Source organism: Alkalidesulfovibrio alkalitolerans DSM 16529 (assembly GCF_000422245.1).
GTDB lineage: Bacteria > Desulfobacterota > Desulfovibrionia > Desulfovibrionales > Desulfovibrionaceae > Alkalidesulfovibrio > Alkalidesulfovibrio alkalitolerans.
In genome coordinates this window covers 46,429-61,798 of record NZ_ATHI01000030.1, presented here as the reverse complement: position 1 = coordinate 61,798, position 15,370 = coordinate 46,429, and the positions used below count along the sequence as shown (strand labels likewise).

Annotated in this window: 16 protein-coding genes; 11 read left to right on the top strand and 5 right to left on the bottom strand. The window is 64.4% G+C overall.

Annotated elements, in window-relative coordinates; all coding sequences use genetic code 11:
* Window positions 1-96: 96 nt before the first annotated feature.
* Window positions 97-663 (bottom strand): tetratricopeptide repeat protein, encoded by a 567-nt coding sequence (locus DSAT_RS12115; RefSeq protein WP_020887814.1) that lies wholly within the window; start codon window positions 661-663, stop codon window positions 97-99.
* Between the two features lie 330 nt (window positions 664-993).
* Between DSAT_RS12115 and flgB the strand changes: the two genes are divergently transcribed.
* The 10 genes from flgB to DSAT_RS12065 all read left to right on the top strand — a co-directional run bounded on the left by flgB (window position 994) and on the right by DSAT_RS12065 (window position 10,221).
* On the top strand, window positions 994-1,401 hold the full coding sequence (gene flgB, locus DSAT_RS12110; protein ID WP_020887813.1) for a flagellar basal body rod protein FlgB: 408 nt from the start codon (window positions 994-996) through the stop codon (window positions 1,399-1,401).
* A complete protein-coding gene (flgC, locus tag DSAT_RS12105) occupies window positions 1,402-1,842 on the top strand; it encodes a flagellar basal body rod protein FlgC (RefSeq protein ID WP_020887812.1) in 441 nt (146 codons plus the stop codon).
* Window positions 1,843-1,857: 15 nt separating this feature from the next.
* Window positions 1,858-2,193, top strand: coding sequence for a flagellar hook-basal body complex protein FliE (gene fliE, locus DSAT_RS12100; RefSeq protein ID WP_020887811.1), 336 nt, complete (start codon window positions 1,858-1,860; stop codon window positions 2,191-2,193).
* Window positions 2,194-2,253: 60 nt separating this feature from the next.
* Window positions 2,254-3,855 (top strand): flagellar basal-body MS-ring/collar protein FliF, encoded by a 1,602-nt coding sequence (gene fliF / locus DSAT_RS12095; RefSeq protein ID WP_020887810.1) that lies wholly within the window; start codon window positions 2,254-2,256, stop codon window positions 3,853-3,855.
* Window positions 3,856-4,863, top strand: coding sequence for a flagellar motor switch protein FliG (gene fliG, locus DSAT_RS12090; protein ID WP_020887809.1), 1,008 nt, complete (start codon window positions 3,856-3,858; stop codon window positions 4,861-4,863).
* Window positions 4,850-5,632, top strand: coding sequence for a FliH/SctL family protein (locus DSAT_RS12085; protein WP_020887808.1), 783 nt, complete (start codon window positions 4,850-4,852; stop codon window positions 5,630-5,632). Before fliG ends, DSAT_RS12085 begins: the two co-directional genes overlap by 14 nt.
* A 3-nt stretch (window positions 5,633-5,635) precedes the next feature.
* The gene (locus DSAT_RS12080) at window positions 5,636-7,069 is read left to right on the top strand and encodes a FliI/YscN family ATPase (protein WP_020887807.1); all 1,434 of its coding nucleotides are present in this window, start codon (window positions 5,636-5,638) and stop codon (window positions 7,067-7,069) included.
* Between the two features lie 149 nt (window positions 7,070-7,218).
* Window positions 7,219-8,391 carry an aminotransferase class I/II-fold pyridoxal phosphate-dependent enzyme gene (locus DSAT_RS12075; RefSeq protein WP_020887806.1) on the top strand — a complete coding sequence of 391 codons (1,173 nt, stop codon included), beginning with the start codon at window positions 7,219-7,221 and terminating at the stop codon, window positions 8,389-8,391.
* Window position 8,392: 1 nt separating this feature from the next.
* Window positions 8,393-9,682, top strand: coding sequence for a homoserine dehydrogenase (locus DSAT_RS12070; protein ID WP_020887805.1), 1,290 nt, complete (start codon window positions 8,393-8,395; stop codon window positions 9,680-9,682).
* 116 nt (window positions 9,683-9,798) lie between these two features.
* Entirely contained in the window at window positions 9,799-10,221 is a 423-nt protein-coding gene (locus DSAT_RS12065) for a response regulator (protein WP_020887804.1), read from the top strand.
* Here DSAT_RS12065 and DSAT_RS12060 read toward each other — a convergent pair.
* Complete coding sequence (locus DSAT_RS12060; protein WP_020887803.1) at window positions 10,211-11,149, bottom strand: cation diffusion facilitator family transporter; 939 nt, start codon at window positions 11,147-11,149, stop codon at window positions 10,211-10,213. The two genes, DSAT_RS12065 and DSAT_RS12060, sit on opposite strands and share 11 nt — an antisense overlap.
* Window positions 11,150-11,395: 246 nt before the next feature.
* Window positions 11,396-13,144: a putative bifunctional diguanylate cyclase/phosphodiesterase gene (locus DSAT_RS12055; protein WP_020887802.1), complete on the bottom strand. Its 1,749-nt coding sequence runs from the start codon at window positions 13,142-13,144 to the stop codon at window positions 11,396-11,398.
* Window positions 13,145-13,352: 208 nt separating this feature from the next.
* On the opposite strand from DSAT_RS12055, the gene DSAT_RS12050 reads away from it, so the two are divergent.
* Window positions 13,353-14,558 carry a cofactor-independent phosphoglycerate mutase gene (locus tag DSAT_RS12050; protein ID WP_020887801.1) on the top strand — a complete coding sequence of 402 codons (1,206 nt, stop codon included), beginning with the start codon at window positions 13,353-13,355 and terminating at the stop codon, window positions 14,556-14,558.
* A gap of 18 nt (window positions 14,559-14,576) precedes the next feature.
* Here the strand turns inward: DSAT_RS12050 and DSAT_RS12045 are convergent, their stop codons facing one another.
* Entirely contained in the window at window positions 14,577-14,909 is a 333-nt protein-coding gene (locus tag DSAT_RS12045; RefSeq protein WP_020887800.1) for an STAS domain-containing protein, read from the bottom strand.
* 7 nt (window positions 14,910-14,916) lie between these two features.
* Window positions 14,917-15,354: an ATP-binding protein gene (locus tag DSAT_RS12040; protein WP_020887799.1), complete on the bottom strand. Its 438-nt coding sequence runs from the start codon at window positions 15,352-15,354 to the stop codon at window positions 14,917-14,919.
* Window positions 15,355-15,370: the final 16 nt, after the last annotated feature.

Here is a 15,370-nt window from a genome sequence, read left to right as displayed (position 1 = left end):
GATTTCGGCGCAGGCGGCGGACGGCGTCCCGCCCTCGCCCGCACCGTCACGGGCGCGGGCGGGACGCCGGGGGAAGGAATCGTTTCGCGTCGCGGATCAGGCCGCTTGGCCGATCTGTGCGAGCAATTCGCTGGCCGGCACGTTTTGCGGATCGGCGTCGAGGATGCGGCGCAGATCCTCGGCCGCGCCCTCGGCATCGCCCAGGCACAGCCTGCACCCGGCCAGGGAGTAACGGATCTCGTGCTTCTCGGGATCCTGGGCCAGATAGGCTTCGAGGTACGGCACGACCTCGGCCAGCCTGTTCGTGGCGTGGCCCATGCGGATCAGCCCGAAGAGCGCGATCATGTTCGCGGGATTCTTGTCGAGCGCCGCGGCAAAGTGGCCGAAGGCGGCTTCGTGCTGGCCGGTCTCGGACTCGACCAGAGCCATGCCCGCGAGAGATTTGTCGTTGGCCTCGATGCTGTCGGCCTTCTTGTAGAGCGTCAGCGCCTTGTCAAGATCGCCGCGCTGCACGGCGATGGTGGCCAGGCCCAGGTAAGGATCGGGGTGCACGCCGTTGGAGCCCGCGGCCTTGCGGTAATACTCCTCAGCCTTGTCCAGGTCGCCCATGAACAGGTAGCATTCGCCCAGTTCCTTGTTGATCTCGTAATCCAGGTGACTCATGACTCCTTCCTCCGCTGGATGATCTTGGCATTCGTCGCGCCCTTTCGGCGGCAGAAACGAAATTTTTTCCGCCCAATGGCGGCGAACAGCGTTTTGCAACCCGTGTGCCAACCTGTTTCGCCCACCCAGGCAGGACGTGCGTCATCCCTTCGTCCAACTTCCTGAAAACGACGCGTGACGCCCCTGGGCAAACGCCCATCCCGAATCCAAGGTCAGCAATCCCAGGCAGATACGGACTTGGAACGCCCCTTGCTTATCCCGTTGCGGCGCCAGCCCCGCCGGGGCGGCCGCCCAAACCGAATTTCGGCGCAAGACCAAGGAGAACACGGCATGAAGCTGACGAGACCACACATAGAACTGACCGCCAAGGTCATGGACCTCCAGTTGGAGCGTCAAAACCTCGTCATGGCCAACCTCGCCAACATCGCCACGCCCAACTACCGGCCGCGCGAGATCGCCTTCGAGAAGGAATTGCAAAGAGCCCTGAACCAGGACGCCCACGGCCGCATGACCAGGACCGAGCAGGGCCACATGCCCGCGGTCTTCGATCCCAACTCCTTCGAGGGACAGGCCGAGAAGGTGTTCAAGCCGCGATACATCTACGGAGAGGACAGCGTGAATCTCGACAAGGAGATGGCCACGATGTCCAAGAACACCTTGCAATACAACACCCTGACCACGATCATGCAGCGCTATTTCACCGGCGTGAACAAGATCATCACCGAAGGGAGCAAGTAAATGGACTTCCTGACCGCGCTCGACGTCGCAGCTTCGGGCCTTGGAGCCCAGCGCTCGCACCTGAACGTCATCTCCATGAACCTGGCGAACATCAACACCACGCGCACCGTGGAGGGCGGCCCTTATGTCCGCAAATCCGTGGTCATGGAAACCTCGGACGTTTATTCGCCCTTCGCCACGGAGATGTGGAACCAGAACAACCGCGAACTCAAAGGCGTGAAGGTTGTTGGCATCGTCAACGATCAACGTCCCTTCCGCATGGTCTTCGACCCTGGGCATCCAGACGCCAACGAGGAAGGCTACGTACGCTTTCCCGATATCAACGTGGTCGAGGAGATGGCCAACATGATCACGTCCATGCGTTCCTACGAGGCGGGCGCGGCTGCCATCGAGTCCGCCAAGACCATGTACAACAAGGCTCTGCTGATCGGGCAGGGTTAGCGAGGGAGAACGACAATGGCCATCACCTCCATCGGCAGCGCGGCGCTCAAGGCTTACGGCCAGAACATGCAGGCCGTGCAAAAGACCGCCCAGCAGATATCCTCGAAGGTCCAGTCCCAGGCCGCCAAACCCCAAGCGTTCTCCGAGACGCTCAACTCCTCGCTCAAGGACGTCAACGAGATGCAACTCAAGGGCGCGAGCATGGTCGAGGAGTTCGCCACCGGCAAGAACACCAACGTGCACGAACTGATGATCCACCTGCAAAAGGCGGGACTGGCCGTGAACCTCACCACGGCCGTGCGTAACAAGGTCATGACTGCGTATCAGGAACTGATGCGCATGCAGATGTAACGAAGTTCCGACTAAGCCCGCGCATCGATCCGAAGCACAATCTCATCGGAGGAAGAGGACATGGCCCCGTTCATCGACAACACACTCGCCAAGCTGAGCGGCTACTGGCAGAAGCGCACCGTTTCGCAGCGCATCCTCATCGGCGGCCTGGCGGCATCAGTTGTCTTCGCTTTCATCCTGATGATCTATTTCCTCAACAGGCCGGATTGGAAGATCCTGTATTCCAACCTCCACTCCGAGGACGCCAATCGCGTGGTGTCCATGCTCCAGGCACAGAAGATCCCCTACAAGCTCGACGACAACGGATCGAGCATCCTGGTCCCATCCGATCAGGTTTACGAGGTCCGCTTGAAGATCGCGGGCGAAGGCGCGGTGCATGGCCAGGGCCTGGGTTTCGAGCTTTTCGACGACGTGAAGATCGGCCAGACCGACTTCGTGCAGCGCATCAACTACCAGCGCGCCCTGCAAGGCGAACTGGCGCGCACGATCATGGAGTTCCCCGAAGTTGAGCGGGCCAGGGTGCATCTCTCCATCCCGGCCAAATCCCTGTTCATCGAGGACGACATGCCACCCTCGGCCTCGGTCATCCTCCAGATGCGCGAGGGCCAAAAGCTCGGCCAAAAACAACTCATGGCCGTCTCCAACCTCGTGGCTTCGGCCGTGGAAGGGCTCTCCAAATCCAATATCACCATCGCGGACACGCGCGGCCAGGTGCTCTACCAGCCAGACGCCGACGACTCCATGGCGGGCATGAGCATGGCTCAGATGGAATACCGGATGAACATCGAGAAGACGCTCGAACGCCGCATCGAGCAGCTTCTCCTGCCCATCACCGGCGCGCCCGGCAAGATCGTGGCCCGCGTCAACGCCGACGTGGACTACTCGCAGCGGACCATCACTCGCGAGGTCTACGATCCGGCCTCGGCCGTGGTGCGCTCCGAGACCCGCTCCGAGGAGTCCACGCTTGGCCGGGCCAACATCGAAGGCGGCGTGCCCGACCCCAACTTCCGGGGCGACGGCTTCAACGGCTCCCTCTCAACCCAGGAATCCAACCGCGAGACGCGGACCACGAACTTCGAGATCAACAAGGAATCCTACCAGATCGTGGACTCCGTGGGAGAGTTGAAACGCCTGACCATCGCGGTTATCGTGGATGGAACGTATCAGGAGGTCGGTGCGGACGGAGAGAGGGTCTTCGCGCCGCGTTCCGAGCAGCAACTCGCCCAAATCCGGCAACTGGTGCAAAACGCCGTGGGCTTCGACCCGGCGCGCGGCGACTCCATCGAGGTCACGTCCGTGTCCTTCGGCGAGCCTGATCTTTTCGCCGAACCGAGCCTCCTGCAGACGATGATGGAGTACATGCAGCGCCTGGGCAAACCGTTCCTCAACGGCCTGCTGATCTTCCTCTTCCTCATCATGGTCGTGCGCCCGGTGATCCTGGCGCTCATCAAGCCCCGCGTGGCCGAGGAAGAGATGGAGGAACTCGTGGGCTTGCCCGGCGTGGAAGAACGCCTGGCCCTGGAGGAAGGCGTCGAGGAGGAAGCGCTGGACTTACAGCGCCGCCTGGAGAACGCCAAGGCCCAGGCACTTCAGCTTTCCGAGCAGGACATGGATCAGGCCGTGGCCGTGCTCAAGATCTGGCTCAAGCAGGAGGCCGCATAAATGGTGGAGCAGAAAAGCTTCAGCGGTTCCCAGAAATCGGCCATCATCCTCCTGGCCCTGGGCGAAAAATTCACGGCCGAGGTCTTCAAGCGCATGGAACGCGGCGAGATCACCAATGTCTCGCGCGCCATGCTCCAGATGGAGTCCGTGCCCAAGGAGCAAGTCGAGGAAGTGCTGCGCGAGTACAACGAGACACTGGCCTACGGACACGAGTTGCTCATGGGCGGCGCGGATCAGGTCAAGCGTCTGTTGACCAAGTCCCTGGACGGCGACACCGCCAAATACATCATGGACCAGCTCGAACTCGAATCCGGCCCCGCGCCCTTCCGCGAGCTCGAAAACGTCTCCCCGCGCATCCTGGCCCAGATACTTCGCAACGAGCATCCCCAGACCCTGGCCCTCATCCTCGGCCATTTGCAGCCCGACCAGGCGGCCGAGCTGCTCCAGAACCTGCCCGCGGGCGTGCGCGCCGAGGTCTTGATGCGCCTGGCCAAGCTCGAAGCCGTGGCCGAGGAGATGCTCATGGAAGTGGACAAAGTGCTGCAATCGCAGCTCATCGCCATGGGCGGCAAGGAAGGCAAGAAGGTCGGCGGCGTCAATTCCGTGGCCGAGATACTGAACTCCGTGGACCGGCAGACCGAGGAGGAAGTCCTCTCCGAGATCGAGGAGGAGTCCGCGCAGATGGCCGAGGAGATCAGGAACCTCATGTTCGTTTTCGAGGACATCAAGGCCCTGGACGACCGCTCCATCCGCGAACTGCTCAAGGACATCTCCAACGACGAACTGACCCTCGCGCTCAAGGGCGCCTCGGACGACCTCAAGGACAAGTTCTACAAGAACCTCTCCGAGCGCGCCGCGACCATGATCCGCGAGGATCTGGAGATCATGGGCCCGGTACGCCTGTCCGACGTGGAAGGCGCGCAGCAGAATATCGTCAAGGCCGTGCGCAGGCTGGAAGCCGAGGGCCGGGTCATCGTGGGCCGGGGTTCGAGCGATGTCTTCATCTAGCCTGGGCAAGATCACGGGCCGCGTGTTCATGGGTGTGGACTCGCCCGGACCGGCCATGTCCACGATCCAGGAGATCGAGGGCAAGCGCAGGCCCGTGTGGGACGATGAAACGACCAACGAACTCATTGAGCGCGTCAAGAAAAAGGCGCAGGCCATGGCGCGCGAGATCATCGAGCAGGCCAGGGCCGATGCCGAGGCCCTGCGCGAGAAGGCGCACGGCGAGGGCTTCGAGCAGGGACTGGCCGAGGCGCGCGCCCAGGTGGAACAGGAGCAGACCGCCCTGGCCGAGGCCGTGGGTCAGGCGCTTGGCGCCGTGGCCTCCCAGGCCAGGACCGTCTGGGCCGCGCAGCGGACCGACTTCCTGGCCCTGATCCGACTGGCCGTGGAAAAGACCATGGCCGTAGAGATGTCCACACGGCGCAGAGAGATCCTCGAAAGCCTCCTGGACGAGAGCCTGGAAACCATCGATTCCCTGCGCGGCCTCACCATCCGTGCCAAACCCGAGGAGGCCGAACTGGTGCAGGCGATTCTAGCCCACGTCGGCGACCGCTTCCCCGAACTGCGCGGCTACCGCGTCAAGCCCGACGAATCCCTGACGCTGGGCGGACTGATCATCGAGTCGAGCGAGGGCGTGGTGGACAACTCCATCGCGACGCGTTTCGCCGAGGTCGCCAAGATATTCGACCTGCTGGAGCAAAGCGATCCGGGCCACGGCCCGGCCTTCCCCGACGGAACGCCCGAATCCGGCGCGGCCGCCAAGGACGGCTGATCCGTGGACCCGCGCGGCTGCCTCAAGCTGCTCTCCGGTCTCGAACCGGCCCAGTCCTTCGGCAAGGTCACCAAGGTCGTAGGGCTCATCGCCGAGGGACGGGGGCTGAAGGCCCCGCTTGGCTCCATCTGCCGTCTTCTGCCCGAGGACAAGCACAGCGAAGGCATCGCGGCCGAGGTCGTCGGCTTTCGCGACGGCGCGCTGCTCTTCATGCCTTACTCCGACCCGCGCGGCATCCGCCCGGGCTCGCTCATCCAGAATTCCTCCACTCCGCCGCTGATGCCCGTGGGGTCACATTTTCTCGGCCGGGCCGTGAACGCCTTCGGCGAGCCCATGGACCACGGCGGCCAGATCGTGCCCAGCGACTTCTATCCGCTGTACTGCGATCCGCCAAACCCGCTGGAACGGCCACGCATCACGGAACGACTCGACGTGGGTGTGCGCGCGGTCAACGCGCTTTTGACACTGGGCAAGGGTCAGCGTGTGGGCATCATGGCCGGTTCGGGCGTGGGCAAGTCCACGGTCATGGGCATGATGGCCAAGACCACCAAGGCCGACGTCAACGTCATCTGCCTGGTAGGCGAACGCGGCCGCGAGGTGGTGGAGTTCATGGAGCGCGACCTGGGCCCAGAGGGCATGGCCCGCTCGGTGCTGGTCGTGGCCACCTCGGACCAGTCGCCCCTGGTGCGCATGCGCTGCGCCTACGCGGCCACGGCCATGGCCGAGTATTTCCGCGACCAAGGCAAGGACGTGCTCCTGATGATGGACTCCGTGACCCGTTTCTGCATGGCGGGCCGCGAGGTGGGGCTAGCCGCGGGCGAGCCGCCCACTCGCGGCGGCTACACGCCCTCGGTCTTCTCCGCCCTGCCGAAACTCTTGGAGCGCGCGGGCCGCAGCATGAAGGGCTCCATCACCGGCATCTACACTGTGCTCGTGGACGGCGACGACCTGACCGAGCCCATCGCCGACGCCACCCGCGCCATCCTCGACGGCCACATCGTGCTCACGCGCGAGCTGGCCGACCAGGGGCACTACCCGGCCATCGACGTGCTGCGCTCCGTGTCGCGGCTGCGCACGGACATCACCACGCGCCAGGAACAGGCGGCCGGACGCGTCGTGGTCAAGAGCTTGGCAACCTACCGCCGGGTGGAGGACATGATCAACATCGGAGCCTACGCCAAGGGCTCCAACCCCGAGATCGACCAAGCCATGACCATGGTCGGTCCCATCAACGCCTTTTTGCGCCAGCTCGTGGAAGAAACCTCTCCCCTGGACGAATCCATGGAAAAGCTCATCGCGCTGGCCGCGCTGGCCGATCCCTCCTTCGCCAAAAAACAGACGCCGCAGGGACAAGCGAAGGGCCAAAAGGGCGGGCAGGCATCCAACGCGGCGCCCGTGGCCGCGCAGCAAAAGCCTCCGGCCTTCCGCAAGCTCTGAGAATCCTTTCGTCCCGTTCTCCTAGCCGTTCGTCCGTTTCGTGCGCCCTCCCCCTTTGACTGCGGCGAGGCTTCCCGCTACTGTGCCCCATTCACGGGAACTCTGCCCCGGCCGCCCGTCGGGGAACCCGATCCCAAGGAGCGTCTGTCATGGAACAGTTCGCGCGATTGCAGCGCCTGCCTCCCTACGTCTTCGCCACGGTCAACGAGCTCAAGATGCAGATGCGTCGCCAGGGCGAGGATATCGTCGATCTGGGCATGGGCAACCCCGACGTGCCCACGCCGCAGCACATCGTGGACAAGCTTTGCGAGGCCTCGCAAAAGCCTGCCAACCACCGCTATTCCGCCTCCAAAGGCATCAAGGGGCTGCGCCTGGCCGTGGCCAACTGGTATCTCAGGCGCTACGGCGTGGAACTCGATCCCGACCAGGAGTGCGTGGTCACCATGGGCTCCAAAGAGGGCCTGGCCCACCTGATGCTCGTCACGCTCGCTCCCGGCGACGTGGTCTTCGCGCCCGATCCGGCCTATCCCATCCACCCGTACGCGGCCATCATCGCGGGCGCGGATGTGCGCCGCATCCCCATCGGCAAGGACCGCGACTTCTTTAAGGATCTGGCCATCGCCACGCAGCAGACCTGGCCCAAACCGAAGCTGCTGGTCATCAACTATCCGCACAACCCGACCACCGAGCTTGCGGACATCGACTTCTTCCAGGCCATTGTGGACTACGCCCGAGAAAACAAGCTTATGGTCATCCACGACCTAGCCTACGCGGATTTCGGTTTCGACGGCTACGAGCCACCCTCCTTCCTCCAGGCCAAGGGCGCCAAAGACGTGGGCGTGGAATTTTACTCCCTGACCAAGGGCTACTCCATGGCCGGGTGGCGCGTGGGCTTTTGCTGCGGCAACCGCGAAATGGTCCAGGCCCTGACACGCATCAAGTCCTATCTCGACTACGGCATCTTCCAGCCCATCCAGATCGCGGCCGTGACGGCCCTCAACTCGCCGACCGAATGCCCGCGCCACATCGTGGACGTCTACCAGGACCGCCGCGACGCCCTGTGCGAAGGGTTGAACCGCATCGGCTGGGAGGTGGACATCCCGAAGGCGACCATGTTCCTGTGGGCGCGCATTCCCGAGGAATTCAGGCACTTGGGCTCGGTGGAATTCAGCAAGCTCCTGCTCAAACAGGGCCATGCCGCCGTGGCCCCGGGCCTTGGCTTCGGCCATTACGGCGACGACCACGTGCGCTTCGCCTTGGTGGAGAACCGTCAGCGCATCAACCAGGCCGTACGCGGCATCAAGAAGGCGCTCGGGGGCTAGCGTGGACAAGAGCATCGTCATCGGCCTCGCGGGGCTCGGCACGGTCGGCCAGGGTCTGGTGCGCATCCTGGCCGAGAACGCCGATCTCATCGAACGGCGCATCGGCAGGAAGGTCACCATCAAGCGCGTCGTGGTGCGCGACGTTTCGCGGCCGCGAAACGTGACCCTGCCTGAGGGGACAGTCCTCACGGACCGCCTGGAGGACCTGATCGAGGATCCCGAGATCGAGGTCGTTTGCGAACTCATGGGCGGGCTCGACGCGGCCAGACGGGTAATCGAGGGCGCGCTTGCCGCCAGGAAGCACGTGGTCACGGCCAACAAGCACCTGCTCGCCGAGCATGGCCAGGAACTCTTCGCCCTGGCCCGCGAGGCCGATCGCTGCCTGTACTACGAGGCCTCGGCCGTGGGCGGGGTGCCCGTGGTCCAGGCCCTCAAGGAATCCCTTGCGGGCAACCGCATCCTGAAGCTCACCGGGATCATGAACGGCACGTCCAACTTCATCCTCTCGGAGATGACGACCAACGGCCTGGATTTCGAAACGGCCCTGGCCGAGGCCCAGGCCCTGGGCTACGCCGAGGCCGACCCGTCCTTCGACATCGACGGCGTGGACACGGCCCACAAGCTCGTTTTGCTCACGCGTCTGGCCTACGGCCTGCACTATCCCCTCGCCCGCCTGCCCGTGCGCGGCATCCGCGACGTGGCCCGAGAGGACATCGAGTTCGCGCGCGAGTTCGGCTACCGGCTGAAGCTCATCGGCCAGGTGCGCGAGGTGGACGGCAAGCTCGAAGCGGGCGTCTTCCCGGCCCTGATCCGGCACACCTACCTCCTGGCGCGCGTGGGCGGCAACTACAACGCCGTGCGCGTGGAGGGCAACGCCGTGGGGCCGATCATGCTCCACGGCCAGGGCGCGGGCGAGATGCCCACGGGCAGCGCCGTGCTGGCCGACATCATGGCCATTGCCCGCGACGCGAGAAAGCCCAACAACACCGGGTTTCCCGAGAACCCGCTGCCCCTGGCCCCGATCCTCGACCCCGACGAGGCCGAGAGCCAGTACTACTTCCGCTTCCAAGTGGCGGACAGACCAGGCGTCATGGCGGCCATCACCCGCGTCATGGCCGACCAGAACATCTCCATCGCCCAGGCCATCCAGAAGGGAAGCGAAAACTCGCCCGACGTGCCGCTGGTCATCATCACGCACTCGGCACGGGCTAGGCGCGTGCGCGAGGCCATCACGGCCATCGACGTCATGGACTTCACGGTCGCGCCCACGGTCCACTACCGCATCCTCTAGGCCAGACGCCCTCGAAAGAAGGCGCCTAGCCGGGAGCGGCCGGGGTGCGGCAAAAAATGCACGGCGTTCACCGTGGGCAGGAAGACGGGCCCCGAACGCGAATGACGGGAAAACGCATGATCGACGGCGCATCACCGAACTCAAGATTCCTGGTCGTGGACGACAGCCCGGACATGCGCTTTTTGCTCTCGGCGCTGCTCGCGCCCCATGGCGAATGCGACGAGGCACCGGACGGCTTCGCGGCACTCGCCATGTTCACTTCGGCCATCGAGACGAAGAAGCCGTACTCCCTGGTCCTGCTCGACCTGATGATGCCGGGCCGCACCGGGCTTGAGACCCTGCGGCTGCTGCGCGAAGCCGAAGACCGGCTCCGCCTGCCCAGGGACGGACGCGTCACCGCCTTGATGGTCACTGCCGTGGACGATCCGCAGGTGATCTGGGACTCCCACTTCGAGGGCTTGGCGTCCGGCTACCTGGTCAAACCGGTCAAGAAAGACGTACTTCTGCGCCGCTTGCGCGAGCTCGGCGTCATTCAGTAGCCTCGTCCTCCACCTCGGCTGCGGGGCATCGTCTGTCCGGCATGTCCGGATCGCCTCCGGCCTGCTCCTCCAAAGGCTCCACGTGGATGGTCAGATTCAGGCGCGGCAGGGCCCGCCGCACCTCGTCTTCCACGGCGCAACAAACATCGTGCGATTCCTTGACCGTGGTTTCTCCCGGCAAGAGCATGTGAAAATCGGCGAAGCGCTGCCGCCCGGACTTGCGTGTGCGCAAGGCATGGATCTCGGTACGCGCCGGCGCGCGGCGGCGCACCGCCTGGGCGATGACGTCCAGTTCCTCCTCGGGCAGGGAATGGTCCATGAGCCCGCCCGCCGAGCGCCGCACGAGGTCCACGCCCGTGCGGGCGATGTTTGCGGCCATGAGCATGGCCAGAAGCGGATCGAGGAACGCCAGGCCGGGTGCCACAAGCAGGATGCATAGCGCCAAGACCAGGGCGCCCGAGGTCCAGACGTCGGTCAGCAGATGTCTGCCATCGGCTTCAAGGGTGATGGAGTCGTGCTCGCTCGCGGCTCTGAGCAGAATCCGCGCCGTGCCCCAGTTGACGGCTGCGGCCGCGACCACGGCCACAAGCCCGAGGCCCAGATTGTCAAGCTCGCGCGGATCGAGGAACCGCTGCACCGAGGCCCAGGCGATGCCCACGGCCGCCACCAACACGAGCACGCCTTCGAGCGCACTGGAGAAATATTCCGCCTTGCCATGGCCAAACGCATGGCGACGGTCCGGCGGCAGCCGGGCGACGCTCAGGGCGATGAGCGCGGCCACTCCGGCCGCGAGATTGACCAATGACTCCACGGCGTCGGAGAAAAGTCCCACCGAGCCGGTGACGTGCCAGGCACCGAACTTGAGCACGAGCCCGACCAGCGAGGCGGCGATGGACAGCCAGGCATAGCGGCGCAGATCGTGGTGCATGCGGGACTCCCTGATCGTTGAAAAAGCACCATCTGCCGCGTTACCGCAAAAAGTTCAAATCCTCGCGTATTCTTTACTACACGTCGGCCTTGAACTTTTCTCGCGCCATGTATCTGGCGCTTTTTGAACGACCTGCGAAATGGGACTTTTCAACAGATTGACACGTCTATAGCCAGGGAGGACGACACGGTAAAGTCGTGAGAACGACAATCGACCGCACCGGCATGCCGCCAGCGCGGCAAGACTTCAGACCGATCCCAGGCGCTCGTGCAGAAGAATGTCGAGATCCTGATCGTCCAGCGGTTTGGAGAAGAGAAAACCCTGCCCGCTCTCGCAGGACAGTCCCGCGAGGATTTCAAGCTGCTCGGCCTGCTCCACGCCCTCGGCCACCACTTCGAGCCCCAGGCTGTGCGCCATCTTGATGATCGTTTTGACGATCTCGCGGTTGCCCTTGGTGTCCGCCATGGTCAGCACGAAGCTGCGGTCCACCTTCAGGCAGCTTACCGGGAAGCGCTGCAGATAGGAGAGCGAGGAGTAGCCCGTGCCGAAGTCGTCGATGACCACGTGCACGCCCAGATCGCGCAGGGCGCGGATGGAGTCCACGGCCTTGCGGGCATCGGCCATGATCACGCTCTCGGTCAGTTCGAGCTTGAGGCTGCCCGGCCGGATTCCCGTCTCCTCGATGACCTCGCGCACTTCGTCGGCAAACTCGGGCCGGGCGAACTGCGCGCCGGAGATGTTGACGTTCATGGTCAACGCCTCGACGCCGGGATAGCGGCGCTGCAACTCGGCTAGTTTGGTGCAGGCCCGACGCAGGACAAAATGGCCCAGGGAGACGATCTGCCCGGTCTCCTCGGCCACGGGGATGAACTCCATGGGCGGAACCATGCCGAGTTCGGGATGCCGCCAGCGGGCCAGGGCTTCCATGCCGCGAAGCTGGCCGTCCGCAAGCGAGACGATGGGTTGGTAGTGGACGCCGATCTCGCCCGCGTCCAGGGCCTTGCGCAGGTCCATCTCCAGTTGCAAGCGTTTGCCCGCGCTCACGCGCATGGCCTCACTGAAAATCTCGTAGCGTCCGCCACCGCCCTCGCGCACCCTGTGCATGACCGTCTCGGCGTCGCGCAGCACCTGGCCTGCGTTTTCGTAGTCCGTGGAGCCAAGGACGATGCCGATGGACATGGTGACGACGACGGAACGGCGCTTGAGACTGAACGGCTGACGCACGCGTTCGAGAACCCGCTCGGCGACCTCGCCAACTGCGCCGGGGCTTTCCACGTCCTCCAGAAGGAGCGCGAACTCGTCACTGCCGAAGCGAGACAGAGTGTCCATCTCCTTGGTCACACCGAGCAGCCGGTGCGCAAGCGCCATGAGCAGCATGTCGCCGGAGACGTGACCAAGCGATTCGTTGACCACATTGAAGCGGTCGATATCGAGGTAGAGCAACGCATAGTTCGCCGTGCCTCGCCGTTTGGCGCGTTTCACGGCCATGTTCAGACGGTCCAGGAGCAGGGCGCGATTGGGCAGCGCCGTGAGGCGGTCGTGCAGGGCGTGATGCGTCAATTCGTCTTCGAGGTCGGCACACTCCGTGACGTCTTCATGCACCACGAGCGCGCCCGGTCCTTCGGGCAGCCCCAGCGGGGTCACGCGCATGGCGAACCAGCGCGTGCCAAGCGTTGTGGAGACGGGATAGCGAAGCGAGAACTCCGGTGCCCTGCCCGCAATGACGTCCGAAATCTCTTGTTCACCCATCCAGACAGGGCCATCGGGGCTTTGCAGACGGACGCCCCGGCAGGGTTCGCCCACAATCGGCCGGAAACACTCTCCGTCCGGCTGCGTACTCGCGAAACCGCGCCAGGCCGCGTTGGCCAGCACCACACGCCCCGAGGCGTCACAAACGGCCACATGCTGCGCCAGCGCCTCGATCGCGCGCGCCGCAATCAGGGCGGCTTCCGAACGAGGCGCGCGAGGCGATCCGACGTTATCCTCAGCGTGCATGCGGGCGAGCTTGACCACCTTTTGGCCCCGGCGTCAAGTCCGCGCGCCTTCTTGGCAACGGTAACACGTTGCATTTCAAGACAAATCAAATGCCGAATCACGTCCAAGGCGGCATGAATACACGGGCCCCCCGGACCAATGCGCTTCCTTCCCGGCCCACCTTGCGCTAGGGTGCGCCGTGCGCCGAATCGCGGCGCCTGGAGGACGCATGAAGTTCGTGGTCTGCATCGCCGACGGCATGGGCGACTGGCCCGTGGAATCTCTGGGTGGCAAGACGCCGCTCATGGCCGCCGACACCCCGATCATGGACCGGCTGGCCCGGGAAGGAATCGTGGGGCTTTGCCGCACCGTGCCCCACGGCATGCCGCCGGGCTCGGACGTAGCCAACATGTCGCTTCTGGGCTTTGACCCCGCCACGCACCATACCGGGCGCGGCCCCATCGAGGCTGCGGCGCAGGGACTCGACACCGAGCCCGACGACCTCATCTGGCGGCTGAACCTGGTGACCACGGACGGATTCGACGAGAACGGCGTGATGCGCGACTACTCGGCCGGGCACATCGCCACTGACGCGGCGGCGGAACTCATCGCCGCACTCAAGAAGCGCCTGGACGACGAAACCTTCACCCTGCATCCGGGCGTGCAATATCGCCACCTGCTGGTGCAACGCGGCGGCGCGGCCACGGCCGACGCGGGGTTGACCATCCGCCCCCCCCACGACATCACGGACCAGGGGATCGCCCCGGATCTGACCGAATACGCCAAAAGTCCGGCGCTTTGGCGCATCGTGCGCGAGGCTAGCGAAATATTGCGGAGCATGTCCGGCAACGCGACGCGCGCCAATGCGGTCTGGCCCTGGGGCCAGGGCCGTTCGCTGGCTTTGCCGCGCTTCGAGGCAGCCTTCGGGCTCAAGGGAGCGGTGATCTCGGCTGTGGATCTGGTGCGTGGGCTTGGCCGCGCCTCGGGCATGGAGGTCATCGAGGTGCCCGGAGCCACTGGCCTTCTGGACACCAACTACGCGGGGAAAGTGGAAGCGGCGCTACGCTTTCTGGAGCGCGGCGATTTCGTCTACGTCCATTTGGAGGGACCGGACGAATGCGGCCATGGCGGCGACGTGGCGGGCAAGGTCGAGGCCATCCGGCGCTTCGACGCCCTGGTGCTCGATCCGCTGACACGCGCGCTGTGGGACGAGGAGGCTGTCTTCCTGACCACCTGCGACCATTTGACGCCTCTCGCCCTGCGCACCCACCACGCCGCTCCGGTGCCCTTCGCTCTCTCCTGGAAGGGCTGCTCCAGGCCATCCAGCGTGTCCGCCTTCAACGAGGATACAGCCAAGGCGACCGGCCTGCTCGTGGACCCGGGGCATACGCTTTTGTCCCGCGCCCTGGCCTGGCATGTGGATGGCCAGGGGTGACGCCAACGGTGCGAGACCCTAGAATTGCGCGTAGGCCCCGGCTATGTCGGGCGAAAGGGAAAACACGGCCGTGAATCCGGAGAGATCGAAGACTTCCTGGATATAATCCCTTGCCTGACAGATGACCATCTTGCCACCCTGAGCCTTGACCTCACGGGTGGCCTTGAGCAGCACCCGCAGTCCAGCGCTCGAAATGTACTCCAGGGCCTGGAAGTCCAGCACGAGCTTGCGCGTGCCGCCGCGTATGCGCTCCAAAAGAAGATCCTCGAACTCCCCGGAAGTATTGGAATCGAGCCTGCCCGCCACGGACAGCACCACCACGTCTCCGTTGGTCTCCTCGCTCATGCGCATGGCTGTTTCAAACTCCTCGCGCGCGATCCACGCGCTTTTTCAGCGTCAGAACGTTTCGTCCGTCACGCCGCTCGTAGTGCATCTCCCGGACCATGTTCCGGGCCAGATGGATGCCAAGGCCGCCCACACCGCGCTCCTCGATGGGCGCGTCGATATCGGGCGACTTGGCCGAAAGCGGGTCAAAGGGTATGCCCGCGTCCTCGATTACGGCCGTCAGTTCGTCGCCTTCGACGCTCAGGGAAAGGTCTATGAAATGCGTTTCCTCGCTCGGGTACCCGTAGCTGATAATGTTGGTCACCAACTCGTCCAGCACGAGGTTGATCTCGAACAGCCCGCGCGGGCCAAGACCTGCCTCGTCGGCGAAGCGTTCCAGCCTCTCGCGCAGGCTTTCGAGTTCGCCCAGCCTGTTGGCCAGCGTGAACGAACACCTGACGACCGTATCCATTGCGCTGGTCTTGCTC

Bases quoted from the DNA above. Each gene is read 5' to 3' on its own strand.
- fliG (WP_020887809.1), top strand. From the start codon at position 3,856: ATGGTGGAGCAGAAAAGCTTCAGCGGTTCCCAGAAATCGGCCATCATC.
- DSAT_RS12050 (WP_020887801.1), top strand. From the start codon at position 13,353: ATGAAGTTCGTGGTCTGCATCGCCGACGGCATGGGCGACTGGCCCGTG.
- flgC (WP_020887812.1), top strand. From the start codon at position 1,402: ATGGACTTCCTGACCGCGCTCGACGTCGCAGCTTCGGGCCTTGGAGCC.
- DSAT_RS12045 (WP_020887800.1), bottom strand. From the start codon at position 14,909: ATGCGCATGAGCGAGGAGACCAACGGAGACGTGGTGGTGCTGTCCGTG.
- DSAT_RS12065 (WP_020887804.1), top strand. From the start codon at position 9,799: ATGATCGACGGCGCATCACCGAACTCAAGATTCCTGGTCGTGGACGAC.
- DSAT_RS12085 (WP_020887808.1), top strand. From the start codon at position 4,850: ATGTCTTCATCTAGCCTGGGCAAGATCACGGGCCGCGTGTTCATGGGT.
- DSAT_RS12055 (WP_020887802.1), bottom strand. From the start codon at position 13,144: ATGCACGCTGAGGATAACGTCGGATCGCCTCGCGCGCCTCGTTCGGAA.
- DSAT_RS12075 (WP_020887806.1), top strand. From the start codon at position 7,219: ATGGAACAGTTCGCGCGATTGCAGCGCCTGCCTCCCTACGTCTTCGCC.
- DSAT_RS12040 (WP_020887799.1), bottom strand. From the start codon at position 15,354: ATGGATACGGTCGTCAGGTGTTCGTTCACGCTGGCCAACAGGCTGGGC.
- fliF (WP_020887810.1), top strand. From the start codon at position 2,254: ATGGCCCCGTTCATCGACAACACACTCGCCAAGCTGAGCGGCTACTGG.
- DSAT_RS12060 (WP_020887803.1), bottom strand. From the start codon at position 11,149: ATGCACCACGATCTGCGCCGCTATGCCTGGCTGTCCATCGCCGCCTCG.
- DSAT_RS12115 (WP_020887814.1), bottom strand. From the start codon at position 663: ATGAGTCACCTGGATTACGAGATCAACAAGGAACTGGGCGAATGCTAC.
- flgB (WP_020887813.1), top strand. From the start codon at position 994: ATGAAGCTGACGAGACCACACATAGAACTGACCGCCAAGGTCATGGAC.
- fliE (WP_020887811.1), top strand. From the start codon at position 1,858: ATGGCCATCACCTCCATCGGCAGCGCGGCGCTCAAGGCTTACGGCCAG.